Annotated in this window: 26 protein-coding genes; 3 read left to right on the forward strand and 23 right to left on the reverse strand. The window is 42.9% G+C overall.

Annotated elements, in window-relative coordinates:
* Positions 1–12: 12 nt before the first annotated feature.
* The 23 genes from PCY71_RS04070 to PCY71_RS04180 form a co-directional block, all read right to left on the reverse strand.
* Positions 13–714, reverse strand: a complete 702-nt coding sequence (locus PCY71_RS04070; RefSeq protein WP_048771658.1) for a CPBP family intramembrane glutamic endopeptidase — start codon at positions 712–714, stop codon at positions 13–15.
* Complete coding sequence (locus PCY71_RS04075) at positions 711–1,253, reverse strand: DUF3267 domain-containing protein (protein ID WP_301412456.1); 543 nt, start codon at positions 1,251–1,253, stop codon at positions 711–713. Before PCY71_RS04075 ends, PCY71_RS04070 begins: the two co-directional genes overlap by 4 nt.
* 28 nt (positions 1,254–1,281) lie before the next feature.
* A complete protein-coding gene (locus tag PCY71_RS04080) occupies positions 1,282–2,046 on the reverse strand; it encodes a DUF3169 family protein (RefSeq protein ID WP_268701299.1) in 765 nt (254 codons plus the stop codon).
* A 97-nt stretch (positions 2,047–2,143) separates the two neighbouring features.
* Complete coding sequence (locus tag PCY71_RS04085) at positions 2,144–2,470, reverse strand: helix-turn-helix transcriptional regulator (RefSeq protein ID WP_367317133.1); 327 nt, start codon at positions 2,468–2,470, stop codon at positions 2,144–2,146.
* A gap of 39 nt (positions 2,471–2,509) precedes the next feature.
* Entirely contained in the window at positions 2,510–3,652 is a 1,143-nt protein-coding gene (locus PCY71_RS04090) for an acetylornithine transaminase (RefSeq protein ID WP_048771645.1), read from the reverse strand.
* A gap of 2 nt (positions 3,653–3,654) precedes the next feature.
* Positions 3,655–4,392, reverse strand: coding sequence for an acetylglutamate kinase (gene argB / locus PCY71_RS04095; RefSeq protein ID WP_048771642.1), 738 nt, complete (start codon positions 4,390–4,392; stop codon positions 3,655–3,657).
* An 11-nt stretch (positions 4,393–4,403) separates the two neighbouring features.
* Complete coding sequence (gene argJ / locus PCY71_RS04100; RefSeq protein ID WP_048771638.1) at positions 4,404–5,597, reverse strand: bifunctional glutamate N-acetyltransferase/amino-acid acetyltransferase ArgJ; 1,194 nt, start codon at positions 5,595–5,597, stop codon at positions 4,404–4,406.
* A gap of 17 nt (positions 5,598–5,614) precedes the next feature.
* On the reverse strand, positions 5,615–6,637 hold the full coding sequence (gene argC / locus PCY71_RS04105) for an N-acetyl-gamma-glutamyl-phosphate reductase (protein WP_011836705.1): 1,023 nt from the start codon (positions 6,635–6,637) through the stop codon (positions 5,615–5,617).
* Positions 6,638–6,878: 241 nt separating this feature from the next.
* Entirely contained in the window at positions 6,879–9,497 is a 2,619-nt protein-coding gene (alaS, locus tag PCY71_RS04110) for an alanine--tRNA ligase (protein ID WP_048771633.1), read from the reverse strand.
* Positions 9,498–9,535: 38 nt separating this feature from the next.
* Positions 9,536–10,117: an LURP-one-related family protein gene (locus PCY71_RS04115; protein ID WP_002910226.1), complete on the reverse strand. Its 582-nt coding sequence runs from the start codon at positions 10,115–10,117 to the stop codon at positions 9,536–9,538.
* Positions 10,118–10,257: 140 nt separating this feature from the next.
* Positions 10,258–11,265: a peptidylprolyl isomerase PrsA gene (prsA, locus tag PCY71_RS04120; RefSeq protein ID WP_048771630.1), complete on the reverse strand. Its 1,008-nt coding sequence runs from the start codon at positions 11,263–11,265 to the stop codon at positions 10,258–10,260.
* Between the two features lie 113 nt (positions 11,266–11,378).
* The gene (locus PCY71_RS04125) at positions 11,379–12,062 is read right to left on the reverse strand and encodes an O-methyltransferase (RefSeq protein WP_048771627.1); all 684 of its coding nucleotides are present in this window, start codon (positions 12,060–12,062) and stop codon (positions 11,379–11,381) included.
* A 1-nt stretch (position 12,063) separates the two neighbouring features.
* A complete protein-coding gene (gene pepF, locus PCY71_RS04130) occupies positions 12,064–13,866 on the reverse strand; it encodes an oligoendopeptidase F (RefSeq protein ID WP_002910232.1) in 1,803 nt (600 codons plus the stop codon).
* Positions 13,867–14,028: 162 nt separating this feature from the next.
* Positions 14,029–14,337 (reverse strand): hypothetical protein, encoded by a 309-nt coding sequence (locus PCY71_RS04135; RefSeq protein WP_002910233.1) that lies wholly within the window; start codon positions 14,335–14,337, stop codon positions 14,029–14,031.
* Between the two features lie 35 nt (positions 14,338–14,372).
* Entirely contained in the window at positions 14,373–14,747 is a 375-nt protein-coding gene (locus tag PCY71_RS04140) for a hypothetical protein (protein WP_048771701.1), read from the reverse strand.
* Positions 14,744–16,363 (reverse strand): hypothetical protein, encoded by a 1,620-nt coding sequence (locus PCY71_RS04145; RefSeq protein WP_048771625.1) that lies wholly within the window; start codon positions 16,361–16,363, stop codon positions 14,744–14,746. The genes PCY71_RS04140 and PCY71_RS04145 overlap by 4 nt, the downstream gene beginning before the upstream one ends.
* A gap of 1 nt (position 16,364) precedes the next feature.
* Positions 16,365–16,751 carry a DUF1310 family protein gene (locus tag PCY71_RS04150; RefSeq protein WP_048771695.1) on the reverse strand — a complete coding sequence of 129 codons (387 nt, stop codon included), beginning with the start codon at positions 16,749–16,751 and terminating at the stop codon, positions 16,365–16,367.
* Positions 16,752–16,851: 100 nt separating this feature from the next.
* The gene (locus tag PCY71_RS04155) at positions 16,852–17,064 is read right to left on the reverse strand and encodes a hypothetical protein (RefSeq protein ID WP_002910237.1); all 213 of its coding nucleotides are present in this window, start codon (positions 17,062–17,064) and stop codon (positions 16,852–16,854) included.
* Position 17,065: 1 nt separating this feature from the next.
* Entirely contained in the window at positions 17,066–17,452 is a 387-nt protein-coding gene (locus PCY71_RS04160) for a DUF1310 family protein (protein ID WP_002910239.1), read from the reverse strand.
* Between the two features lie 170 nt (positions 17,453–17,622).
* Positions 17,623–18,573 carry a competence protein CoiA gene (locus PCY71_RS04165; RefSeq protein ID WP_048771622.1) on the reverse strand — a complete coding sequence of 317 codons (951 nt, stop codon included), beginning with the start codon at positions 18,571–18,573 and terminating at the stop codon, positions 17,623–17,625.
* A 112-nt stretch (positions 18,574–18,685) separates the two neighbouring features.
* Positions 18,686–19,855 (reverse strand): MFS transporter, encoded by a 1,170-nt coding sequence (locus tag PCY71_RS04170; protein WP_301412457.1) that lies wholly within the window; start codon positions 19,853–19,855, stop codon positions 18,686–18,688.
* Between the two features lie 94 nt (positions 19,856–19,949).
* Positions 19,950–21,305, reverse strand: a complete 1,356-nt coding sequence (locus tag PCY71_RS04175; RefSeq protein ID WP_125434116.1) for a DUF1958 domain-containing protein — start codon at positions 21,303–21,305, stop codon at positions 19,950–19,952.
* 150 nt (positions 21,306–21,455) lie between these two features.
* Complete coding sequence (locus PCY71_RS04180) at positions 21,456–22,163, reverse strand: glucosamine-6-phosphate deaminase (protein WP_048771613.1); 708 nt, start codon at positions 22,161–22,163, stop codon at positions 21,456–21,458.
* A gap of 134 nt (positions 22,164–22,297) precedes the next feature.
* Here PCY71_RS04180 and PCY71_RS04185 point away from each other — a divergent pair, with 134 nt between their 5' ends.
* From PCY71_RS04185 to PCY71_RS04195, 3 genes are read left to right on the forward strand one after another with little or no spacing between them, the layout of a single operon-like run.
* Positions 22,298–22,477, forward strand: coding sequence for a hypothetical protein (locus tag PCY71_RS04185; RefSeq protein WP_002897949.1), 180 nt, complete (start codon positions 22,298–22,300; stop codon positions 22,475–22,477).
* 9 nt (positions 22,478–22,486) lie between these two features.
* A complete protein-coding gene (gene queA / locus PCY71_RS04190) occupies positions 22,487–23,515 on the forward strand; it encodes a tRNA preQ1(34) S-adenosylmethionine ribosyltransferase-isomerase QueA (RefSeq protein ID WP_048771610.1) in 1,029 nt (342 codons plus the stop codon).
* A gap of 16 nt (positions 23,516–23,531) precedes the next feature.
* Positions 23,532–24,002, forward strand: coding sequence for an arginine repressor (locus tag PCY71_RS04195; RefSeq protein WP_002896068.1), 471 nt, complete (start codon positions 23,532–23,534; stop codon positions 24,000–24,002).
* The last annotated feature ends 30 nt before the right edge of the window (positions 24,003–24,032 follow it).

Genomic DNA, 24,032 nt, shown 5'->3' on the forward strand with positions numbered 1-24,032 from the left:
TTATAGATTGATTTACTTAAACATAGCTAGCAGCAGCATTATAGCCATAGGAAGATTGTTCAGGATATGAACCAACATGGAATCTTTTATATTCCCCCGACGAGCATAGGATAAATAAAGAACCAGTCCAAGTGCAAAATAAATTGGGAACTCAGTCAATTGGGTGATATGAGGCAGAGTGAAGACCACAGAAGTCACAATGGCAGCCAAAACTTTTTGATTATTTTTGAAAAAGAAGGCAGTCCCAAAACCGCGGAAAATTAATTCCTCCATGATAGGAGCAATAAAAGCAATCGTTGCAACAAAGAGTAAGGCAAAGAAGATATGCTGCGAAGACATCATTCCCCCTAGCCCTTGTATGGCGCTGTCATTACTGGTCTGGGAATTGCCGCTCAGGATGAGATTAAGATAAACACCGACAATAGCAGCCACTCTGGCAAGGAAAAAGAATAGAAAAGCAAAACCGATATCCTTGCCAGACAGTTTAAATTTCTTCTTTTCTTCAGGCACATACTTCTGATATCGCCGCCATAAGCTACGAAAAATCAGGAAAACTAAAATCAGATACAAGGCTACCAATAAGATTTCTGCATAAATAGGTAAACTCTTCCCGAGCCTTAAGAATAGCATTGGAGCAACATTTATAAGGAGGCTAAGAGCAATTAAGCCTATCCATTTTACAAGTCCTAAAGCAGTTGATTTGAAGTTGTTCATTTTGTATTCTCCTTTTGATAAATATTAATACCGACTTCCGTATCCTCAACAGCGATTTCCCCCTTCTGCCGAAGAATAGCGACAGCGAGGAAAAAATCTCCTGCACAGCCGGCTGCATGGAAGCTAGCAAGGACGATATAAGAAGCCGCAGTCAGAATATGCAAGGCATAGATCAAGGTCAGGGCTAGGCTAATCAGAAAGAAAGGTGCCAGGATGATGACAAGCATCCTTTTTCGACTGTAACGACTGCCTGGGCTGGTCGCATAGGCCATGCCGCTTTTAAAACCAAACTTGACCTTGGTATTTTCATCTCCCAAGACCTTGAAGAAAAAGCCGTGAATCAGCTCATGGATGACCATTAGAACAAGGAGGTAGAGTAAGTCAAAAAAATGAAAAACTTCGCTACCCTTGCCATACATCAGAATAGCAATCCAAGTAAAGAGGGCTAGAAAAGGGAAGATCAGCAATACAGCCGTTATATTCAGAGTCAGATTGACCTTTTTATTATGGATAAAATCAAGTTCTTTCAGTAGTTTCATAATTTCCGCCTTTCATCGGGAAATAAGCTTATTTGAAATATTTTCTTACCATTGGATAATACATAAGATTGATATAGATATGGATCACCACTAGGACGACAAAACCAGAAACGACATTGAGGGGTGTGAAAGTTCCCACTATCCCTAAAATAACATAGAGGGCTGGCAGAAGTCTCTGATTTACATTAAAGAGAATAAGATAGCACTGTTCATAATTGGCTTGCAGCTCTGACTCATCATAAGAGAGGGCAAATTCTTTTATTTCCTCAGTAGTCGGAAAGGCTGATAGCTTATAGTGCCGCACCTTCTGAACTGTCTTTAAAAAGACAACTTGCAAAATAATATAAAGAAAGGCAATCGCATAATCTATAAGACTCCACTGAAGAGGGCTCTTATGATTAGTGATATTTCCAATAAAAACAACTCCAACTAAAATCGTAAAAAGAACGATAGCACTGCTGATATTAAAGACAATAGTCGCATATTCCAGATTTTTAAAGGTTAGCCGGTACCATTCATAATTCTTATCCTCATCTGCTTCTTTTTCATAGGCTTCATTGTATTTACGAGTCCGATAAATCAAGAAAAAGACCAAGGGATAGAGGATGATAAGGCTGGCCCTACCTAGCTGGCGCAGCAGTTGAACAGAAAAAATAGTCGACCAACTGATGTTTTTTAGCAGACCAGTTTCAGAAAACAAAATAGACAGACCACCTATTAAAGCTCCAGCTAGAAATATAAGGACATTATATAAAACTCTTTTCTGTGTAGATATACGCTTTTGCTCTTTCACGACTTCTTCTCCTTTATTTTTTTACAATAGATGATACAAGAATGCTGAGGCTGAAGGACTGTTTTAGCTCCTCTTGAAATGAATCTTAATCGGTTCTTCATTCTGCTTCCTCCACCAGCCGAAAGATATTCTCAACATTTTCATTGAAAATATGGGCAATCTTAAGGGCAATCACAATCGATGGGGTATATTCGCCTCTCTCTATAAGGCTGATTGTCTGCCTGGAAACACCGGCCAGCCTAGCCAGTTCTGTCTGGTTGAGACCGTCACGCGCCCTCAACTCCTTGAGTCGATTTCTAAGCTGCATCATAAACTCCTTATTTATTATTCTCCCTTGGATAAAATCATTGTAACAGATTCTTTTCTTTTTGACAAGTATCTTTGTCAAAAAAATAATAATCATTGTCAAAAATACCATTATCATAGACAAAAAAGAATCCAGCTCAAACTGAATCCTTTTCCTTTATTCATCTACTTCTGAAAATACTTCTTTTAAAATAGCAATACCCTGCTGAATTTCCTCCCTGCTGATAGTCAAAGGCGGCAGGAGACGGATAACATTCTCTCCGGCTGTCAGGATAATCAAGCCTTTCTGACGAGCAGCTTCAACAATCTTTGATAGACTGTCACTTGTTTCAATCCCAATCATCATGCCCAGACCGCGAACAGCAGAAATCTTTGGATGATTCTGAAAAGCAAGCTGCAGCTGCTCCAATAAGATATCACTCTTAGATCTGACTTCTTCCAGAAAGCCTGCCTCTTTCATGATATGCAAAGTCTCCAAGGCAGCTGCCATGGCTAATTTATTGCCACCAAAGGTAGAACCATGACTGCCAGGTCCAAAAGCCGGAGCCAAGCTAGATTTTCCTAATAGAGCGCCAGCGGGCAAGCCATTGGCCAGCCCCTTAGCCAGTGTAACAATATCCGGTATAATCCCATAATGCTCAAAGGAATAAAGCTGACCCGTGCGCCCCATACCTGTCTGGACCTCATCAACAATCAGCAAAATCTCCTCTCGTCGGCAAAAATCAGCCAAGTTTTTGACAAAGGTTACTTCTGCTGGACGAACCCCCGATTCTCCTTGGACCAATTCCAGCATGACAGCTGCCGTATCCTGATTGACCAACTTTTCTACGCTAGCTAGATCATTGTAAACCGCATAGCTGAAATGGGGCACACCATCACCAAATCCTTTCTTGATCTTATCCTGTCCTGTTGCGGCCATAGCACCAAAGGTCCGACCGTGAAAGGATTGCTGAAAAGTTATAATGCCTTGCTTGCCAGTAGCTTTGCGGGCTAGCTTAATAGCAGCTTCATTGGCTTCTGCTCCGCTATTGCAGAAAAAAGCCAAATAATCATAAGAACCAGCCAGTTCCTGAGCCACCTGCTCTTGCAGAGAGCTAAGATAGAGATTGGGACTGTGCCAGATGCGCCCGGCCTGCTGGATCAAAGCCTGCTGGACCTGCGGGTGAAAGCCAAGATTGGTTACGCCAATCCCCGACGAAAAGTCCAAATAAGCCTTTCCCTCACTGTCAATCAGATAGGAGCCCTCTGCTTTAACAAACTCAATAGGCGCGCGCTTGTAGTTTTCAAATAAATAAGTCATCGTTATCCCTCTGCTATCAAGGTGCCCGTCAAAAGATTGTCACCAATCAGAACCTGCCCGACACCGGAAAGCACAGTCTGGACAGCACTCTCAATCTTAGGAATCATACCACCCTTGATGACACCTGTCTGAATCTTCTTGGAAACCTGACTGGTCAGAAGCTGGGGCAGGACCTTTTTGTCCTCTAGAACTCCTTCTATATCTGTCATCAGGATTAGCTTCTCTGCCTGCAAGCTGCTAGCAACTGCCGCTGCTAGATAGTCTGCATTGATATTTAAGAGATCGCCAGATGAATTTTCTCCTAGCGAAGCCAGCACTGGGACTATGTCCTCAGCCAGCAGTTGCTCTAGATAGGCAGTTTGAATTGCCGTCACATCACCGACATAGCCATAGAGCTCTTTATCGATAAAATCTGCCGAAACTGTCTTTCCCAAATGTGAAACCAGCTGAAGACTTTCAATATCTGAGTCGTTCAGTTCTTGTGTCAGCGTCCGGCCGACTTGACCTAGCAGGGCCTGCTCAATGATAGGTAAGTCAGACTTAGCTGTCACCCGCAACCCCTTAACTTTGTGAGTAGGCAGCTGGCGCTCTTTCATGAGTTGGTTAATGACCAGACCGCCCCCATGAACGACCACGATTTTCTTACCAGCTGCTATCCAATCTTGCATCTGCTTGATAAACTTATCAGACAGCTTTTGAGCTGCAACGCCACCAATTTTTATAACAATCACATCTTTCATTGCATTTCTCCTTAGGTTCTATAGAGGGCATTGATTTTCACATAATCATAGGATAGATCGCAGCCCCAGGCCTGAGCTTCAGCGTCCCCATCGTGTAGGTCAATGGTCAAGGTCAGCAGCTCTCCAGCCATGGCATCACTTGTTTCCTCGGGGTCAAAAGCCACAGGGCTAGAAGCCTGCATAACTGGAATCCCTTCAATCCAAATATCAATATTATCCACCGAGACGTCTGCTCCCGCATAGCCGATAGCTGCTAAGATTCGGCCCCAATTGGGATCTTGACCAAAAATAGCTGTTTTGACCAAGCTAGAGCCAACGACACTCTTGGCAATCATACGCCCGCTCTGTTCATTCTTGGCGTGCCGCACATTAACTTCAATCAGCTTGGTCGCTCCCTCGCCATCCTTGGCAATTTTCTTAGCCAAGTCAGCCATAAGATAGCGGAGCATCTTGGAAAACTTTTCAAATTCTTCCGTATCTGGTAGAATTTCTTCGTTTTGTCGGCAGCCATTTGCCATGACTAATACCATGTCATTAGTCGATGTATCGCCATCCACCGTGATTTGGTTGAAAGTCGTCCCCACATGCTGACTGAGAGCCTTTTGCAAGGTAGCACTGGAAATATTGGCATCACAAGTGATAAAGGCCAGCATAGTTGCCATATTTGGATGAATCATGCCCGATCCCTTAGCCACTCCCGCCATAGTCACCAGGTCTGAGCCAAACTCTTCTGTGATTACACAGGTCTTGGTACAAGTATCCGTCGTCAAGATAGCCTCAGCAAAATCTTCTGCCTTGCCACTCACCAGAATCTGTGACAGACCATTTTTCAGAGCATTCATTGGAAGCTGCTCGCCGATGACTCCTGTAGAAGCCAGACCTACTAAGTCAGGCTCAATCTTCAGCTTTTGAGCAGTCAATCGCTGCATTTCATATGCAGCATCTAGCCCCTGCTGTCCTGTACAGGAATTGGCAACACCAGAATTAACCACTATTGCCTGCAATTTCTGGCTCTTTTGAATTGTTGCTTTGGTCACTAGAAGCGGAGCAGCAATGACCTTATTGGTCGTATAGACTCCTGCCACACTGGCCGGTACTTCTGAGACAATCCAGCCAAAATCCAACTTCTTTTTCTTAAAGCCAGCGTGTAAACCGTCAGCCGAAAAGCCTAGCGGACTGGCAATCGTTCCATCAATAATCTTCATATTTAACCCTTTCTCATCTAGACATAGGACGGTTGACTGAGCAGGCCATCTGTTTCGGGAAAGCCCAGCATTAGATTCATATTTTGAACCGCCTGACCAGCAGCCCCCTTAATCAAGTTATCCAGCACAGCTACTACCGTTAAAATGTTTGTTACAGGATTATAGTCAAAACCAATATCTGTATAATTAGTACCGACAACCTGGTGCAGATTCGGCAGAGCTGCTTGGATACGGACAAAAGGCTTGTCCTGATAGCAATCTTGGTAAATAGCAGCCAGTTCTTCCCGAGTCAAAGGTTCCTTCAACTTGCTGTAAACCGTCGCTACGATGCCACGATTGAGCGGGATGAGGGAAGTTGAAAACTGAATCTGCTGCAATCTCTTATCAAAACGCTGCAACTGTTGCACAATCTCAGGAATATGCTGATGCTGATTCAGCTTGTAAGTCACATAGTTATCGTGCACATGGACAAAATGGCTGGATGCGGCTGGATTTTTCCCTGCCCCTGTCAAGCCACTCTTGGCATCAACAATAATGAAGTCCAGCTCAATAGCCCGAGCCTTCAGCAAGGGAATCAAGGCCAACTCTGTAGCTGTCGCATAGCAGCCGGGATTGGCAATAAATCGCTCCCCCCTGACATCTGTAAACTCAGACAGCCCATAAATAAACGCTTTTTGGACATAGTCTTCAGCTGGCTCTTTCTGATACCATTTTTTATAAATATTCCCTGGTAAACGATGATCACCAGATAGGTCAATAACTGGAAATCCCGCTTCTACAAAATCTTTTGACAAATCTTTAGCCACTCCGCTTGACGTTGCAAAGAAAACAAGATCTGCTCGTCGCATTATTTCCTGACTGTCGAAAGCTTCTATTTTCAGGTCGCAAATCCCCTTCAAATGAGGATAAAGCTCTGACGCAGGAGCCTCCATATCTTGGCTGGCATGAAGGGAAACGACTTCTGCCTGCGGATGCTGCAGTAAAATACGGAGGAGTTCCATTCCTGAATAACCAGTTATTCCTACAATCGAAATTCGCATATTTTTAAAACACCTCCGTATAAATATGCGTTTTATTTTACTCGCATATTTTCCCTTTGTCAAGTATTTTCTGTATTTTTATGCAATATTTTTGAAAATATCATTATTTATTCTAAAACAATTCATACTTTCTTGCCGAAAAACGGCCTATTTGCTTCTCATATAGAGAAGTAAAGGAGCTGAGAGCACAGAAAAAGATCCGCCCAAAGAGCAGACCTTTTCATCTATCTGTTATCTAATATTACAACTTCTCAGCAACTGCTGCTAGCAGGTCTGGAATAGCTGATTGCTTGCTGCCGCCGGCCATAGCCATGTCTGGCTTACCGCCGCCTCGACCATCTACAATCGGTGCCAATTCCTTAATCAGATTACCAGCATGGACGTCCTTGGTCTTGCTGGCTGCAAGGACATTGACCTTGTCACCAATTGCTGCGACCAGTACAAGAACATCTGAATAGTCCTTCTGCTTCCAAGTGTCCGCAAAGGTACGCAGGGCACCCGCATCAGACACAGAGACCTGACTAGCAATAAAGCTATGTCCATTTGCTTCTTGAACATTCTTGAAGACTTCACCAGAGGCCGCTGCTGCTGCCTTTTCCTTGAGCTCTGCATTCTCTTTTTGCAGTTGACGCAGCTGCTCTTGCAGCGCTTCTACCTTGTGAGGTACTTCCTTGATTTGCGGTGCCTTGAGAGTCGCAGCGATAGCCTTGAGCGCCTCTTCTTCCTCACGGTAGGCTGTGAAAGCTTCCTTGCTGGTGACCGCCAAGATACGACGAGTTCCGGATCCGATCCCCTCTTCTTTGACAATCTTGAAAATGCCGATTTCAGAAGTATTGCCTACGTGGGTTCCTCCGCAAAGCTCGACAGAGTAGTCACCGATGGTTACGACGCGAACTTCTTTACCATATTTTTCGCCAAAGAGCGCCATGGCACCCATTTCCTTAGCCGTGTCAATATCTGTCTCTACTGTCTCGATAGCAAGGGCTTCCCAGATTTTCTCATTGACTTCTTGCTCGATAGCGCGCAGCTCTTCTGCTGTCACCGCTTGGAAATGCGTAAAGTCAAAGCGCAGGAATTCTACTTCGTTCAAAGAGCCTGCCTGTGTTGCATGGTTACCAAGAACATTATGCAGGGCAGCATGCAGGAGGTGGGTTGCCGTGTGGTTTTTCATCACGCGATGGCGGCGGCTGTAGTCAATTTCCAGTTTATAGCTTTGACCCAGAGCCAGAGGAGCCAAAACTTCTACAGTATGCAGTGGCTGACCATTTGGCGCTTTTTGCACATCCTTAACTTGCGCTACCAGATTGCCTGCTCCATCAAAGATTTGACCGTGGTCAGCTACCTGACCACCCATTTCTGCATAGAATGGTGTTTCTGCAAAGATGAGAGCAGCTGTTCCTGTCTCAACAGACTCTACTGATGCATCATCCGCCACGATAGCAAGGAGTTCAGCAGTTAGCTCTTCTTTTTCGTAGTTAAAGACACTCTCTACAGTGATGGCCTGCAGGGTTTCATTTTGCATGCCCATTGAGCCGCCCTTGACGACAGACGCACGCGCCCGATCCTGCTGCTCTTTCATAGCTGCTTCAAAGCCAGCACGGTCCACAGTCATGCCTGCTTCTTCAGCAATTTCTTCAGTCAACTCCAGCGGGAAACCGTAAGTATCGTAGAGTTTAAAGGCATCTTGACCAGCAATAACAGTTTGTCCCTTAGCTTTCAAATCTGCCACGATTGTTTCTGCAAAATGTTGACCAGAGTGCAGAGTACGAGCAAATGATTCTTCCTCACTCTTGATAATCTTTTCGATAAATTCTTGCTTTTCAAGAACTTCTGGATAGTAGCTTTCCATAATCTTGCCCACAGTTGGAACCAGTTTGTAAAGGAAAGGCTCATTGATACCCAATTTTTGACCATGCATTGAAGCACGACGGAGCAGACGACGAAGAACATAGCCTCGACCTTCATTTCCAGGAAGAGCCCCATCACCAATGGCAAAGGAAAGCGAACGGATATGGTCTGCGATAACCTTGAAACTCATATTGTCGCCATCTTGGTCATAGACCTTGCCAGACAGTTTTTCTACTTCGCGAATGATTGGCATAAAGAGGTCGGTCTCAAAGTTGGTCTTAGCTCCTTGGATAACAGCGACCAAACGCTCCAAACCTGCGCCCGTATCAATGTTCTTGTGTGGCAATTCCTTGTACTCGCTACGTGGTACAGCAGGGTCAGCATTGAATTGTGACAAGACGATATTCCAGATTTCGATATAGCGATCGTTTTCAATATCTTCTTCTAAGAGACGGACCCCAATATTTTCTGGATCAAAAGCCTCACCTCGGTCAAAGAAAATCTCTGTATCCGGCCCAGAAGGTCCCGCACCGATTTCCCAGAAGTTGTCCTCAATCGGAATCAAATGACTAGGCTCAACGCCCATAGCAATCCAGCGGTTGTAAGAGTCCTTATCGTCTGGGTAGTAGGTCATGTAGAGCTTGTCTTTGGGGAAATCAAACCACTCAGGGCTAGTCAAAAGCTCGTAAGCCCACTCAATCGCTTCATCACGGAAATAATCGCCGATAGAGAAATTGCCCAGCATTTCAAACATAGTATGGTGGCGGGCAGTCTTTCCGACATTTTCAATATCGTTGGTCCGAATGGCCTTTTGAGCATTGGTAATCCGAGGATTTTCCGGAATGATGGTTCCATCGAAGTATTTCTTGAGGGTTGCTACACCAGAGTTAATCCAGAGCAAGGTTGGATCGTTGACCGGCACCAAGCTGACAGATGGTTCTACTGCATGACCTTTAGTTGCCCAAAAATCCAGCCACATTTGACGAACCTGAGCACTTGACATTTGTTTCATTTCTTTTTCTCCTTAATGTTTTTCTAAAAATAATTGCATTATGACGACGAATTTTCCAGCATTTCGACATAATCAATAGCGACACAGAGGGAAATCACCAAATCTGAATAAGTCTCATCATAGACACTCACCTGATAAGTAGAGGTTAGATGGAAAAGCTCCTTGGTAATCTCTGCAACGACTTGATTGCTGTCATCCAGCAGACGAAAGTTTAAATCCCAGATATTCCCTTCAACTCGAAGACCCAAATTATCAAATTTATATTTATCACGCAAAAAAGAGAATTTCTTACGGATATAAAAGCTATGCCCGCTGCTGAGTTTGATTTCAAACTGGGGCAAGAGGGTTAAAAGGGTCTTGGTAATCTGACTGACGATTTGTCCTTGACTATCATAGATAGTAAAGGTCTTAGGAATCTGAAAGAAAGAGCCTTCCACTTGGTAATCCACATTTCCTCGATCGTCCTTGATATCAAAGCGTTCGCCGCCTAAGCGAAATTTCTGTTTGACAAGATAGGTTTTCATTACGTTACCTCCAGAGTCAACATAAAAGACAAGTTCCTTGTCCGAAGGGCGAAAAACCGCGGTACCACCTTCATTCAATGAACTTGTCATTCTCATTTCGTATTCTATTTTTCAAGATGAGTAGCATGATTCTCCGTCTCAGATGGCTCGCAGCACCGCCAATTCTCTGAACTAAGAACTTGAAAAATCAATTCTCACCAGTCTTATTATACTTGCTTATTCTCTTTTCGTCAACCTTATTCTGCGGCTGATGATGAAGCTTCTGCTGAACTGCTTTCAGCTGCTGAGCTAGACTCAGAAGTCTTTGAGCTGCTGGCAGCACTTGATGAAGAAGTTGAAGAACCTGTCGTTTCGATATACTGAGCAAAGATAGATTGGAAAGCACTATCCTTAACCTTGATGTTAGCATCTTTCAGCTCTTTCGCCACAACGCTTTGGATAAAGCTAGTATCTTTTTCTTTTTGCGCAATGATAATCTTTTTCAGCTTGTCCTTGTAGTCTTTCCAGTTAGAAGATTTCTCTGACTTCTTGACTAGCTTAACAATATAGTAGCTTGCTGAGTACTGTGAATCTGGCACAGTCACAAGGTCTGAAACGCCATTTTCTTCCAAAGCAAAGGCAGCTTTTTTGACGGCATCTGGAACATCAGTAGAGCCAGAGTCAAACTTGATTTCTCCGCCTTTTTCCTTAGTGGTAGCATCGGTAGAGTTTTCCTTAGCGATTTGACTGAAGTCGGCTCCTTCTGCTTTAGCTTTTTCAAGAACTTCCTTACCTTTGTCTTCGCTGTCAACCTTGATGATTTGAGCTGTTACTTCTGGCGTGTAGTTTTCAAAGGCAGCCTTGTAGTTTTCATCAGTCAGCTCTTTTTCAGCAGCCTTCTTAACGGCATGCTCTACCAGCATATTGGTGCGGATTTGCTCCTTGTAGGCATCTTCGGTCAATCCATTTTGAGCCAAGACTTGGGCAAAAGCTGTACCGTAAGCAGTTTTAGACTTTTCGAAAGCATCCTTAACGTCCTTGTCTTTGACATCTTTGCCGTATTTTTCTTCAAAGATGTCTTTGATAGCCATCTGTAGCAAGACCTGCTGAGCTGCACCATTGTTTTTCACTTGATCGTAGAACTCATTGACAGTAATCGTGTTTCCTTTCATGGTCACGATGTCCTTGCCTTCTGAGTTAGAACATGCTGCTAATACAGCGACTGACAAGAGTGTCACAGCTCCTGCAAATATTTTTTTCTTCATTTTATATTGACTCCTTATTCTTAAAAGTTCATGTTTTCTATTGTAGCACAAATTTGAATTGATATCTTAAATTTTACTAAAAATTTTTGGAAATTAGGAAAAAATCAGAGATGTCATTTTTTTCTAATCATAAGCAGTCCATCTCCCAAGGGAAGCAGACTGGAAGTTAAATCTGAACTGTCCAAAGTTGCGTCAAACAGGCTGTGCAAGCCACGGTAAATAGCTCGTTGACCACGCTTAATTTCCTCAAAAGGCTTGGCAACATCGCCACCTTGAAAGACATCATCAATGAGGACCAGACCACCAGGATTGAGGCGCTTGAGGACATGGGGCAGAAAGACCACATACTTGGACTTGGCAGAGTCCATAAAGACAAGATCGTAGGAATCCTCCAGTGTCTCAAGCAAATCCACCGCATCGCCTTCCAGCAGGGTGATCTGCTGGTGGCTGTCATACTTGGCAAAATTATCCTTGGCCAGCTCAATCATCTCTGGATTGCGGTCAATAGTCGTAATCTGAGCCTGAGGAGCATGCTCCGCCATCAAAAGAGCCGAAAATCCAATAGCCGTCCCGATTTCTAAAATCTTCTCTGGCTGGAGACTTTCGAGTAGCAGGCGGAAGTAAGCCACTGTCTCATGGGGAATCACAGGTACATTTTCGGCTTTAGCAAAATCCTCCAGCTCCTTGAGTCCACCAGCGACCGGCTGGAGACGCTGTCTCATAAAGTCTACAATTTCTTCTTTGACCACTGGCCGACGCATATTGGGATTAGAGTTTTGGTTATAAGTCTCGACCATCTTATGCTAATCCCAACTTTTCTACCAAGGCTTCAAATTCATCCAAGCGACGCTCAAAGACAACAAAAGCAGCGTTTAGGTAGTCTTCTTTTTCCATATCTACCCCTGCTTTTTTGATGACATTGAGTGGGTAGTCAGAGTTCCCAGCTTTGAGATAATCCAGATACTTGTCCTTGTCTTCCTGACTGCCATGGACAATCTTTTCAGCCAAGGCAGAAGCCGCTGAAAATCCTGTCGAATATTGAAAAACATAGTAATCATAGTAGAAATGAGGAATCCGTGCCCATTCGTACTGAATCTGCGGATTATCTTCTTTCTTCAGACCATAGTATTTTTCGTTCAAGTCAGCATAGAGCTCATTGAGAAACTCGCTAGTCAAAACTTGACCTTCTTGGTCAGCCTTGTGGATTGCATGCTCAAACTCAGCAAACTGGGTTTGACGGAAGACCGTACCTCTAAATCCATCCAAAAAGTGATTGAGAATAGCAAAGCGAGTAGCGTCGTCTTCTACTTCTTCCAAGAGCTTCTCTGTCAGGATGTTTTCATTAGTCGTTGAAGCAATCTCAGCTAGAAAGATAGAGTAGTCCCCATAGACATAAGGCTGGGTCTCACGAGTATAGCTGGAATGCATACTGTGGCCTGTCTCATGCACCAAGGTAAAGAGATTGTCCAGCGTGTCCTGCCAGTTGAGCAACATAAAGGCATTGGTATCATAAGAACCGCCTGAGTATGCTCCTGAGCGCTTGCCTTGATTTTCATGAACATCAATCCAGCGCTCTGAAAAGGCTGTCTTGACTCGGCTCAAATAATCCTCACCCAGAATAGCCAGAACTTCCTCAGACTTAGCCAAGGCTTCCTCGTAAGTGAACTTGTAGTCTGTCTCTGACAAAGGTGTGTACATATCATACATCTTCAAATCAGAAATGCCTAAAATCTTCGCTCGCAAAGCGATATAACGCTGCAAAAGAGGCAAATGCTTATTGACAGCTGAAACTAAGCTGTCGTATACACTTTCTGGAATAAAGTCCGCTGACAAGGCCGCTTCACGGGCAGATGAAAACTTGCGGACTTTCGCATTGTAGTTGTGGACCTTGACATTGGTCTGCAGAGTCTTGGCATAGGTATGCTGATACTGCTCGTATACGCTGTAGAGAGCCTCGTAAGCTTCCTTACGGACCTCTCGGTTCTTAGACTCAACCAAGGTGATATAGTTACCGTGACTGAGCTGAACTTCATTTCCATCTTCGTCATGCACCATCGGAAAGACGATATCTGCATTATCCAAGATAGCAAAGGTTTCGCCCGCTGCACCAAAAATTTCACCAGCACCAGCCAATAGCTCCTCTTCACGCTGTGTTAGGATGTGGGCTTTCTTTTTCAAAAGCTTGTCAAAATAATGCTGATACTGCTGCAAGGCTGGCTGCTCAGCCAAGAAAGCTTGGTACTGCTCTTCTGTAATCGCCATAAATTCTGGCTCATAGAAAGCAAAGCTTTGACCAAAGTCGCTGTAAAGAGTCATACCTTTAGCCTGATACTCTTGGTACTTAGCTACACGTGTATCCTGGTCATTCTTCATATGAGCATAAGAATAAAGCTTTTCAATACGGCGCATCAAGTCCAACTGCACTTCAGTCGTTGTTAAGAGACTGTCCGCTGAATCAAGCAAATGCCCAGCCAGACTAGCTGCTTTCTTCACTTCTTCTGAAACCTGCGCCAACTCCGCTTCAAAGGTTTCATCTGTTGGGAAAATGGTACTCAAATCCCAAGTATATTTTTCTTCAATTTCATTTCTTTGTTTTGCCATAAAAAAATCCTCCGACTCCCCTATTCTATCACAAAATTCTACTTTTTATAAAACTCAAGTACCAAAATCACATAGTAGCTAGGCAGACAGACTTAATTAATAAAAAAACTCTTTGAACCTAATTCCTGACCAAAGAAAAATTAGATTCCAAAGAGTTCATTGCTAAATTTCTTCAAATTTCGTACCGCTGTTGTCTATAACGCTTACAACTTTTTTAGAAAATTGCCCTTTCATCGAGCTATCTATCTGATCTGCAGCTACTTTCACACTCTCCTGAACAGTCTTTGCGACATCGGTAAAAAGAGTATCATAATTGCTTTGAAGGCTGCTTTTTTGAGCTAACAAAAGAGGAGCTAAAACATTCGTTATAATTTGCTTTTCTATTGCTTTCCTAATTTCTGCCAAATCAGCTGTTTTAGATGGTGAAAAGTAACTTTTTACTGGTGTTGAAGCTATTTCTGATATAAACATAGACTTTTTCCTTTCCTCTACTCTAAACAGCGGATTTATTTAGAATCACGAAGACGACAATAGCTATCTTCAATTTCCCATTCTAAACGGCGTCTCTGCTTAGAGAATGTTTCCAAAACTTTCTCATCTTTTAAATCAAGATTTTTCAATTCCTCGCTGCTAGCCTCTTCTGCCAATATATCATAGGTTTCTATATACTGATTTAAAGCTTGCCATTCGATACTAGTGTCCCTTTCTTGTTTCCGTAAAATAGCAGTCGCCATTTCATACTCTTCTTGTAGCATGTCGGAAAAAGCTTTTTTCTTAGATAGTATGATATCTCGTTCTTTATCAATCTTCAAACGTTCACGCTGAAGTTCTGAGTATAGTTCCTCCATCTCTTTTTCTTTTTTAGCTATATCCTGCTTCATTGATTGATTTGGTTCCATTGCTCAAAATCTCCTGCTAATGTTTGATCCTTAGCCAGCAACAGCTCAATACCAGCTTTAATCTGACCTTGCAAAACTTCAAAGATAGTTAGAAGCATCTGAAATTTAGACAATCGACTTTCAAAGTGCTCTTGTAAAGATCCGACCAATGATTGATAATCTGCACCTCCAGCCTGATAGGCTGCAGTCACCTCATCTGGACTAAGACTGAAGCCCTGAGGAACCTTTCCTAACTGCTCTGCTAGCTTTTCCGCTTCGCTAACAACCCGATCTCTAGCCTGCTGCAACGTGTCATAGCCTAGTTTGGTCACATTTACTAAATTTTGAACAGTTGCCTGGGCTTGAACACTGTCTAGATAAATCTTTTCATTACTGCTAAATCCCCCCTTAGACAGATACTTCTTCATATTCTGGTAAGGAATCATATTTGCTTTGATGGTATCCTTGATAGTCGTCTTTCCAGTCCCATCCATAAGCACAAAATTTTTATTTTTATCGTAGATATAGCCCTCCATCATATGCTGATCGCCGATTTCTTTTTCGACCGTCGCAATATGATGTACAATACCAGCAGCATTTTCACTGCCAGATAAGCTGTAGCCTAAGCTGACGATATCCTTATGGTCGATATGATTAAAGATCTTATACTTAGCGCTATCCAGTCGAGCCTGCTGTTCCTTGGGCAAGAGAGGATAGATATTAGGGCCATTGTAGATATGGACTGTGCCAATATGGCGCATTTCCTCCTCTGTCAGGGTGGATAGAGCATACTGGATATCCATAGAGCCCAAAGAGTGTCCGTAAAGATCAATCTTGGCATTCGGATACTTACGAATGGTTTCCTTAAGATGCTTAGCCGCATCCTTAAACTGAGCAGGAGGAAACTCTTGTGTCTGTTTGAGATAACTAGCAGCTACCATAATATTCGGTGCAGCAATTCCTGTCGTGAAAGTTCCGCCAGAAACACCTGCAAGATTTGATATAACATTCTTCCTCAGCTCATTGAAAGGATTTTTATTGAAAGAATTAAGGCTCTGCTTCACAGCTTGACCAGCATCTTTATTAAAGATTCCGACTACATTTCCTATCTTATTACTTACGTCTCGATCTGCCTTATCTAGTTGTTCTCGGCTTTTTTGAGTAATAATATTTTTTGAATGACGATAAACAAAAGGGGTAGCATATTCTACTGCGCCTACAGGTCCCAGACGGTGAGACGCCGTCACAAAGTCTGTAGGCAGCCAATCCGTAACAGTGTCATGGAGCAACTTAGGAGTGTGCGTCTTGGTCTGAGAGCCCTGCATCATGACTGTCACATCCTGCACCTGAGCACGCTCAGCATCCGAAGCGGAGTAGGGAACAGCACCACGCAAATTCCCATTAGAGTCTTTGATTTCAGCTTCTGTTAAGCCACTTTCTTTATTAGTTAGCACATAGACCTGCTCTTCATGGCCATGTACATTATCATAAATTTGGGAGACAGTGCCGACATAGCCTCCATCTTTAAGTTTGACCTCTTGATTTACTTTCTCAATTTCATATTCTTGCAATGTAATATCAACTTTTTTCTTATCACTAAATCCTTTATCATATGTCATGTCATTCTCCCCTCAATTTCTTTGCGAGTTCACCAGAGATTACATAACCTGTATGCTCTAATTTCCCTTCAGATTCTTCCATCAATGTTGTTTTAATAGTTAATTCTGGATCACCATTGATTATAAGTTCAACGATTAACCCCCCCATAGGATTATACTCTAATTTATCTTTGTTAATTGAATATTCTTTTATAATCCCCTCCTCAGTCAATGCTTTAGAATCTTCCTGTCTTAGTAATTCTTCTATTGCTTTCTGCGCTTTCTTCCCCTCCGCAATCTGAATCATTTCTTCTTGTTCTGAACGACTGTTTATCATACTACAACCTCCTAAAATCATGCCTGAACTGAGCGTAATGATACTCAGAAAGATGACAAAAATTTTCTTCATGACAGCTCCTTTCATTTCTCTTCTTTGCTAAAACTGATTCCTTAACAAAAATGGGAAACTAGATTTAGATTAATGTCTTATATTAGTTATTATACTATTTTTATCGAGAATATGAAAGCGGAATCATAAAAGATTCATTAAATATAAAAAACTGTTCTTCATGGCTATTTACATTGTCGTATACCTGAGAAAGATTACCAATGTATCCATTCTTACCTGCTATTGAATAATTTCTCCCAAATTCTAATTCACGATACTCTACCAAAGCTGCTGCAACATTCTGCTTATCATTGTACTCTGCATTATTAGCCATGTTAATACTCTCCTAATAACTCACTCAATTCTTGTGGAATACCATATGATACAACTTCATATTCTCCAGTATCTTCTTCTTGAACAGTCATATCAATATTCAAAACTTCATTCCCATTAATAATTATGTAAACATTTAGTCCACCCATGGGATTATAATCTAACTTATCCTTTTGAATTTCATAGGATTTAATCTTTCCTTCTGGTGTCAAAGCTTTAGAATCTAAACCTTTGAGAAATTTTTCCAAGGTTTTCTTCATCTTTTTACTCTCCACAATCTGAATCATTTCTTCTTGTTCTGACCGACTATTTAGCATACTGCAGCCTCCTAACAACATAGCTGAACTGATCACGATGATACTCAGAAAAATGACAAATATTTTCTTCACAATGGCCCCTTTCGCTTCTCATCTTTGCTAAAGCTAGCTGAATTAGCACGATTTAGAATTTTTAACTGTCTAACTTATTACTTTATTATATTATACAGGATTCTCAAATATTCTAAAACTGAAAGTATAGCTAAAAATTTATGGCTTCATCAATGAGAAACTAACGATACTTAGCATTTTTCTCTTATCATCTCATAAAAAGCCGGTGAATAAACAATTTGCAGATTTTTTTGCTGGAGATTGGTGTAATAATTCTCAAACTGCTGATAATAGTCTGTCAGGTCAGTACTTATCTGACAGAAGGAGGTAGCTTGTATTGGCCGAACCTGCGGATAAAAATCCTCTGCAGTCTTAGTCAATAGATTATCGCCATTCTGGTAGAGCTGGGCCTGCAGCCTCATCCATCTAGGCTGCTGATAATAAAGCTGACGGCGTATATAATTGCAGATCTGCAGATCTTGCTGGGCCAGAAAACTGTTCAACTCCTGCTTTTGAAAGGGCAAACGCAAAATATCCAAAAGCCGGCCGTGACCAAAGGGAAAGTTCTTGGTCTTGTGCTGGACTTTTCCATGCAGATCTTCGTGAATCAGGTATTTGAGACGCAGAACTTGCTTTTCTTGATCCAGCTCCCAGAGATGAAAGCCCATATTTTTACTAAAATAGAGAAAATCCTTCTGCAGGCGAGTTAGGGAATCCTTGAGCCAAAGTTTTCGCCCCAAAAGCCAGAGAACCTGATAACCATACTGGCGGTAAGAAAGCGTCCGTTCCTGCAGTCGTTCTATACTTAGGGGACTGCACTGGACTTCAAGTGCCAGTTTCCCATCAACTAGCAAATCAGCAATCTGCTGCAGTGCAGGCAAAAAAGCCTCGACCTCAACTTCTTCTGTCTGGACAGCCCAGCGAAAAAGCTCGGCCTTAAGGTTCAGGTGCTCAGCGCTCTCATTTTCCCTGTAAAAACGACACTCTTCTAGCGAAATATGCGCAAAATGCGGCTGCATAACTTTCCCTTTTTTAAAACGGACTGCCCCTGAACAAGCCGGGCAGACGAAATCAGCCCCCTTCTCAATCTTCTCCTCCAGAGCATTACACAAAAGCCCCTTATGATTTCTCGCCACAAACATATCCTAGCCCCCTCTAAAATTTCTCTCATTTACTAAAATATTCGCAAAAGAAAAGAGAAACTATCTAGACAAAAAAACGAGTCAAGAGAGCATCTCTCCGACTCGTTTTCTATTATCCAAATAATTGATTTCCTTTTCGTTCTGGCAATTTTAGAAAGAGGGCCAGGAGACAGACTAAGCAGATAATAGCTGCTAGAAAGAGGTGCATTCCTTCGTAGCCCCAACTGTCCAAAAAGTGACCCGCAAGATTTTGAATGAGAATGGTTCCTAGACTGCGGGCTGTCTGGACCAGAGCAATGGCTGTAACCAGGTATTTTTCATCGACCAAGCTAGCTACGATTTTCAGGGTCACCATTATCAAAACCATGCCCGTCACGTGCTTGGAAAAAAGAGTCATCCCGATTTTCGAAATCAAACCCAGGTCCAAGGCATAGACACTGTACTGGAGAAAGATGATTCCCAGACAGATATAAAGAAGCTTCTTCATCGAAATCTTGTCCATAAAAAGATAGGAATAAAAGATAAAAGGCGCTTCAACCAGAACTGATAAGGCAACAACAGTCGAAGCCATATCCACCTCTAAGCCACTATGCTGTAGCATGGCAGGGATATAGGTATGACCAGTATTCCCCACCCCAGAGTAGAGGGCGACCAAAAGTAAGTAAAAGAGATAGATTTTGTTGGTCAAGAGTTTCCCCAGACCTGTCAGCTTGCGGGTATTTCTGCTTTCTAGGGCTGCTCGGTCGTGCTTGGGCTGGATTCCCAAAAGTCCTATGCTGCTGATAAGCATCATGCCAATAAAGACTGGGAAAATAGCCTGCGGTGAGACTCTTTGATAGATCAATCCTGCTAGCTGAGAGCCTAAGGCATAGCCAATGGTTCCCCAAATCCGAATCTTGCCATAAGTATAAGGACTTTGGGCCGCAAGAACATCCATGACTGGATTGACCCCGTTAACCAACATGAGAACTAGGCTATACCAGACCAGTAACTGCCAAAGCTGAGTCGCTTTCATGAAAAATACAGCCCCAACCATCATAACTAGAAAGCTAAAAAGGAAGATCTTTTTAATTCCCAAAGCATCGCTGAGAACTCCAAAAATTGGCTGAGCCAACATGGAGGCAAAGAACGAAGACGACACTACTAGCGATACTTGAGCATTAGAATAGCCTAAGTCCTGCATATAGACTGATATCAGGGTCGAAAAAAGAGAGTAGGCTAAGAAGAAAAAATTAAAGAGTAAAAAATGAGCTAGATAGCTGTTGTGAAACTTTTTTCTCATGAAAATCTCCTTAAAACAGAAAGAAAACTCAGCAAAAGAACTGAGTTTTAGCTTGGAAAGTCATTCCGTTCGTATGTGGCAGAGGACATTCCCTTTATTCAACATCTGTATTTCTACGACGTTCCTGCTTTGCAGCCTTGCGTTTTTGGCGACTGCGGTATTCAAAGTACAGAATGATTAGCAGGATACCAACAGGCAGCAGAATCAACATCTTATCGCTGAAGAACACACCATACCAAGGCTTGCTTTCTGATTTGCTGCCAGTCACGTTTTCAATGGCCTGAGCAACTGGATTCTCAACTTTATCGACTTTCATTTCATCAGAGATCTTGCTCGACAAGGTCTTCAAGCCATTTTCAGCCTTGAGAACATTGTTTTCAACCTTGACTTTAGGCTCGGTTCCCTTTTTAACAGTAGCGTAGAAATCCTCAGGCAGCTTATATTTCTGTCCATCAATCTCCTGCTCACCCTTGGATAAGAGTTTTTTGTACTCATAGTCCGCATAAGCCTTCTCAATCAAAGCATTACCAAAAGGATGGCGGTAATACTCACCGTCTTGGTCAGACCAGTCACCGACTCCCATAATCACAGCAATCATGCGCTGATCTCCACGCTTAATGGTCGCGATATAGTTGAAAGCACCGTTAGGACTAGAGCCTGTCTTCATGCCATCTACGCCCTTGAGTGCGTATTTAGCACCCGGCAGGGAGTAATTATAGGTTTCAAAGGTTTCCTCGTAAGGAGTTCCAGCTTTAACCGTAACCTTTGCTTTATTAGTATAGTTTAGAATCTCAGGATGGTGGTTGACAAAGTTGTAGGCCAGAATCGCCAAATCACGGGCTGTTGTCTGATTGCTGAGAGTATTATCGTAATTCTGAGGATTGTAATATCCCTTGAAAGAAATCGCTGCTGCACCGCTGGCATTGAACCACTTGGTATTCGTCATACCCAGCTCTTGAGCCTTGGCATTCATCCGATCCAAGAAAGCATCTGGATCATTGTCCGATAGATAATTGGCCAGCATAACGGTTGTCGCATTGGATGAAGGCACGATTGTCATGGTAATCAGCTCAGATACGGTATAATCCACACCAGCGACAATTTTATTATTAGAAATTTCATAAATATTTGCAGTGGCTTGATCCTGAGGTGTAGCTGTTATGACCGTCTTTTCACTGATTTTTCCTTCTTTAATCGCTTCAAAGACCAAGTAAAGCGTCATGAGCTTACTCATGCTGGCTGGGTCACGCACCTCATCAACATTATCCTCCCAGACAACATCACCTGTACTGCCGTCAATAACGAGAGAAGACTTGGGACGATTAATCGCCTGAACATTATCATGCGGATACATCTTTTTAGCCATATCCACCAATTCATCAGCCCTAGCAGCTAGTGGCGCTAAAGAGGTCAGGAACACAATTCCCAATAACAAAAGCTTTTTCTTCACAGGATCCTCCAAAGAACAATTATACCTACCTAGTATATCATATTTTACGCAAAGTCAACCATAAATCTAAAAATCCTACCTAAAAAATAGATAGGAAATTAAGAGACTTTTATCTGGCAAAACCAGTTTTATAGCAATAGCATTAAAATCTTAGTGATTTAACAAGCTAAGCGCTTCCTTATCAGCGATAATCACAACATCTGGATGCTTCTGGAGAGCACTGCCAGGCAGCTCCTCCGTCACCTCACCCTCAACAGTCCCTGCTATAGCCTTGGCCTTAGCTGAACCGTAAGCAAAGAGAATGATGGACTTAGCATTGAGAATGTTGCCAATCCCCATGGAAATGGCCTGAGTCGGAACATCTTCCATCTTGTCGAAGAATCGAGCATTGGACTGAATGGTGGACGGTGTCAAATCCACTAAGTGAGTCTGACTGTCAAAACTGGTTCCCGGCTCATTAAAGCCGATATGGCCATTCGTACCGATTCCCAAAATCTGCAAATCAGCCGGATGCTCTGCTAGAAGATGATTGTACCTCGCCACTTCCGCTTCTAAATCTTTCGCTGCGCCATTAGGCAGGAAGCTTGTTTTAAAAGGCTTTTGGTTAAAGAGATGCTGATTCATGAAATAGCGATAAGACTGAGGATCATCCTCCTGCAAACCAACATATTCATCCAGATTGACACTGAACATCTCTGAAAAATCAAGGTCACTCTCAACGATCTGCTTGTAAAATCCTTCTGGGCTGCTGCCTGTAGCCAATCCCAACGTTTTTGCTCCCTGAGCTAGTTTTTCCTTGAGCAATTCGAGAGCCACTTTGCCACCTTCTACTTGGTTTTCCACTTGAATAATTTTCATTTTCTACCTCCACTTCTTTTCTTAATTCTATTATATGGTATAGACCAATTTTTGTCAAGAAAAAGTCTGCTAAATAGACATAATTTTTAGTCATGCTCGCTTCCTTTTGCAGCAAATCGTGTTATAATAGAGACATGTTTTTACTGATTGTTTTATTGATTTTATTTTTAGTCGGAGTCTTACTCTGCAGCTTGAGTTTCCTCATGAAAAAACAACCAGGCTGGCAGATTGTAAGTTTGATTTTGGGCGGCTTGCTTACAGCTAGTCCCTTTCTACTCGCTGCCTATCTACTCTGGCTGATGAAAACAATATAAGGAGATACGATGAATACCGCTGATTTTGATTTTGACTTGCCCGAAGAGCTGATTGCTCAGACACCTTTGGAGAAAAGGGATGCTTCCCGCTTGCTAGTGGTCGATAAAGAAACGGGAGCCTTCTCCGACCAGCATTTTGACCAGATTATTGATCAGCTCCAGCCCGGCGATGCCCTAGTGATGAATAATACGCGTGTCCTGCCTGCCCGCCTTTATGGTATCAAACCTGAGACAGGGGGCCATGTCGAGCTGCTGCTACTCAAAAATACCCAGGGCGATGATTGGGAGGTGCTAGCCAAGCCAGCCAAGCGCCTCAGAGTAGGTGCTCAAATTTCCTTTGGCGATGGACGCTTAACGGCTACTGTGGTAAAGGAGCTTGACCATGGTGGTCGAATCGTACGCTTTGGCTACGAAGGGATTTTCCTAGAAGTCTTGGAAAGTTTGGGAGAAATGCCGCTGCCGCCTTATATCCACGAAAAACTGGCAGACCGCGAACGCTACCAGACTGTCTATGCTAAAGAAAACGGCTCTGCTGCTGCGCCAACTGCTGGACTTCATTTCACAGAAGAGCTATTGGAGCAGATTGCTGCCAAGGGAGTCAAGCTAGTCTATCTCACCCTTCATGTCGGACTGGGAACTTTCCGACCGGTTTCTGTAGATAGCTTAGATGATCACGAGATGCACTCCGAGTTTTACAGTCTGTCCGAGGAAGCTGCCCAGACACTCCGTCGGGTCAAGGCTAATGGCGGACGTATCATTGCAGTCGGAACGACATCTATCCGCACCTTGGAGACAATTGGCAGTAAATTTCAGGGTCAGATTCAGGCTGACTCTGGCTGGACCAATATTTTTATCAAGCCGGGATACGATTGGAAGGTCGTTGATGCTTTTTCAACCAACTTCCACCTGCCCAAGTCAACTCTGGTCATGTTAGTCTCTGCCTTTGCTGGACGTTCCTTAACGCTTGAAGCTTATGAGCACGCTATTGCTGAGCGCTATCGCTTCTTCAGCTTTGGTGATGCCATGTTTATCAAATAACTATAGGTGAAAATTTATGAATAAAATTGAAAGCAGACACCGTCTCATCCGCTCCTTAATCATGGAAAAGAAAATCCATACCCAGCAAGAACTTCAGGAGCATTTGGAAGCAAACGGCGTCATTGTAACCCAGTCCACTCTTTCACGAGATATGAAAGCACTCAATCTGGTCAAGGTCAGTGAGAACGATACTTCCTACTATATAATCAATAGCATCGCACCATCCCGTTGGGAAAAACGCCTCCGTTTCTACATGGAGGATGCTTTGGTCATGCTGCGGCCAGTTCAAAATCAAGTCGTCATGAAAACCCTGCCTGGGTTGGCCCAGTCTTTCGGTGCAATCTTAGACGCCTTAGAGCTGCCGCAGATTGTAGCTACTGTCTGCGGTGATGACGTCTGTCTGATTATCTGCGAAGATGATCAAGGAGCCCTTGACTGCTTTGAGAAGCTCAAAGAATTCACCCCACCATTTTTCTTTAGTAAATAAAAGCTGAGACAAATTGCCTCAGCTTTTTCT

The organism is Streptococcus sp. SN3, assembly GCF_030439905.1.

Bases quoted from the DNA above. Each gene is read 5' to 3' on its own strand.
- PCY71_RS04070 (WP_048771658.1), bottom strand. From the start codon at position 714: ATGAACAACTTCAAATCAACTGCTTTAGGACTTGTAAAATGGATAGGC.
- PCY71_RS04075 (WP_301412456.1), bottom strand. From the start codon at position 1,253: ATGAAACTACTGAAAGAACTTGATTTTATCCATAATAAAAAGGTCAAT.
- PCY71_RS04085 (WP_367317133.1), bottom strand. From the start codon at position 2,470: ATGATAATGGTATTTTTGACAATGATTATTATTTTTTTGACAAAGATA.
- PCY71_RS04090 (WP_048771645.1), bottom strand. From the start codon at position 3,652: ATGACTTATTTATTTGAAAACTACAAGCGCGCGCCTATTGAGTTTGTT.
- argB (WP_048771642.1), bottom strand. From the start codon at position 4,392: ATGAAAGATGTGATTGTTATAAAAATTGGTGGCGTTGCAGCTCAAAAG.
- argJ (WP_048771638.1), bottom strand. From the start codon at position 5,597: ATGAAGATTATTGATGGAACGATTGCCAGTCCGCTAGGCTTTTCGGCT.
- argC (WP_011836705.1), bottom strand. From the start codon at position 6,637: ATGCGAATTTCGATTGTAGGAATAACTGGTTATTCAGGAATGGAACTC.
- alaS (WP_048771633.1), bottom strand. From the start codon at position 9,497: ATGAAACAAATGTCAAGTGCTCAGGTTCGTCAAATGTGGCTGGATTTT.
- PCY71_RS04115 (WP_002910226.1), bottom strand. From the start codon at position 10,117: ATGAGAATGACAAGTTCATTGAATGAAGGTGGTACCGCGGTTTTTCGC.
- prsA (WP_048771630.1), bottom strand. From the start codon at position 11,265: ATGAAGAAAAAAATATTTGCAGGAGCTGTGACACTCTTGTCAGTCGCT.
- PCY71_RS04125 (WP_048771627.1), bottom strand. From the start codon at position 12,062: ATGGTCGAGACTTATAACCAAAACTCTAATCCCAATATGCGTCGGCCA.
- pepF (WP_002910232.1), bottom strand. From the start codon at position 13,866: ATGGCAAAACAAAGAAATGAAATTGAAGAAAAATATACTTGGGATTTG.
- PCY71_RS04135 (WP_002910233.1), bottom strand. From the start codon at position 14,337: ATGTTTATATCAGAAATAGCTTCAACACCAGTAAAAAGTTACTTTTCA.
- PCY71_RS04140 (WP_048771701.1), bottom strand. From the start codon at position 14,747: ATGAAGCAGGATATAGCTAAAAAAGAAAAAGAGATGGAGGAACTATAC.
- PCY71_RS04145 (WP_048771625.1), bottom strand. From the start codon at position 16,363: ATGACATATGATAAAGGATTTAGTGATAAGAAAAAAGTTGATATTACA.
- PCY71_RS04150 (WP_048771695.1), bottom strand. From the start codon at position 16,751: ATGAAGAAAATTTTTGTCATCTTTCTGAGTATCATTACGCTCAGTTCA.
- PCY71_RS04155 (WP_002910237.1), bottom strand. From the start codon at position 17,064: ATGGCTAATAATGCAGAGTACAATGATAAGCAGAATGTTGCAGCAGCT.
- PCY71_RS04165 (WP_048771622.1), bottom strand. From the start codon at position 18,573: ATGTTTGTGGCGAGAAATCATAAGGGGCTTTTGTGTAATGCTCTGGAG.
- PCY71_RS04170 (WP_301412457.1), bottom strand. From the start codon at position 19,855: ATGAGAAAAAAGTTTCACAACAGCTATCTAGCTCATTTTTTACTCTTT.
- PCY71_RS04180 (WP_048771613.1), bottom strand. From the start codon at position 22,163: ATGAAAATTATTCAAGTGGAAAACCAAGTAGAAGGTGGCAAAGTGGCT.
- PCY71_RS04185 (WP_002897949.1), top strand. From the start codon at position 22,298: ATGTTTTTACTGATTGTTTTATTGATTTTATTTTTAGTCGGAGTCTTA.
- queA (WP_048771610.1), top strand. From the start codon at position 22,487: ATGAATACCGCTGATTTTGATTTTGACTTGCCCGAAGAGCTGATTGCT.
- PCY71_RS04195 (WP_002896068.1), top strand. From the start codon at position 23,532: ATGAATAAAATTGAAAGCAGACACCGTCTCATCCGCTCCTTAATCATG.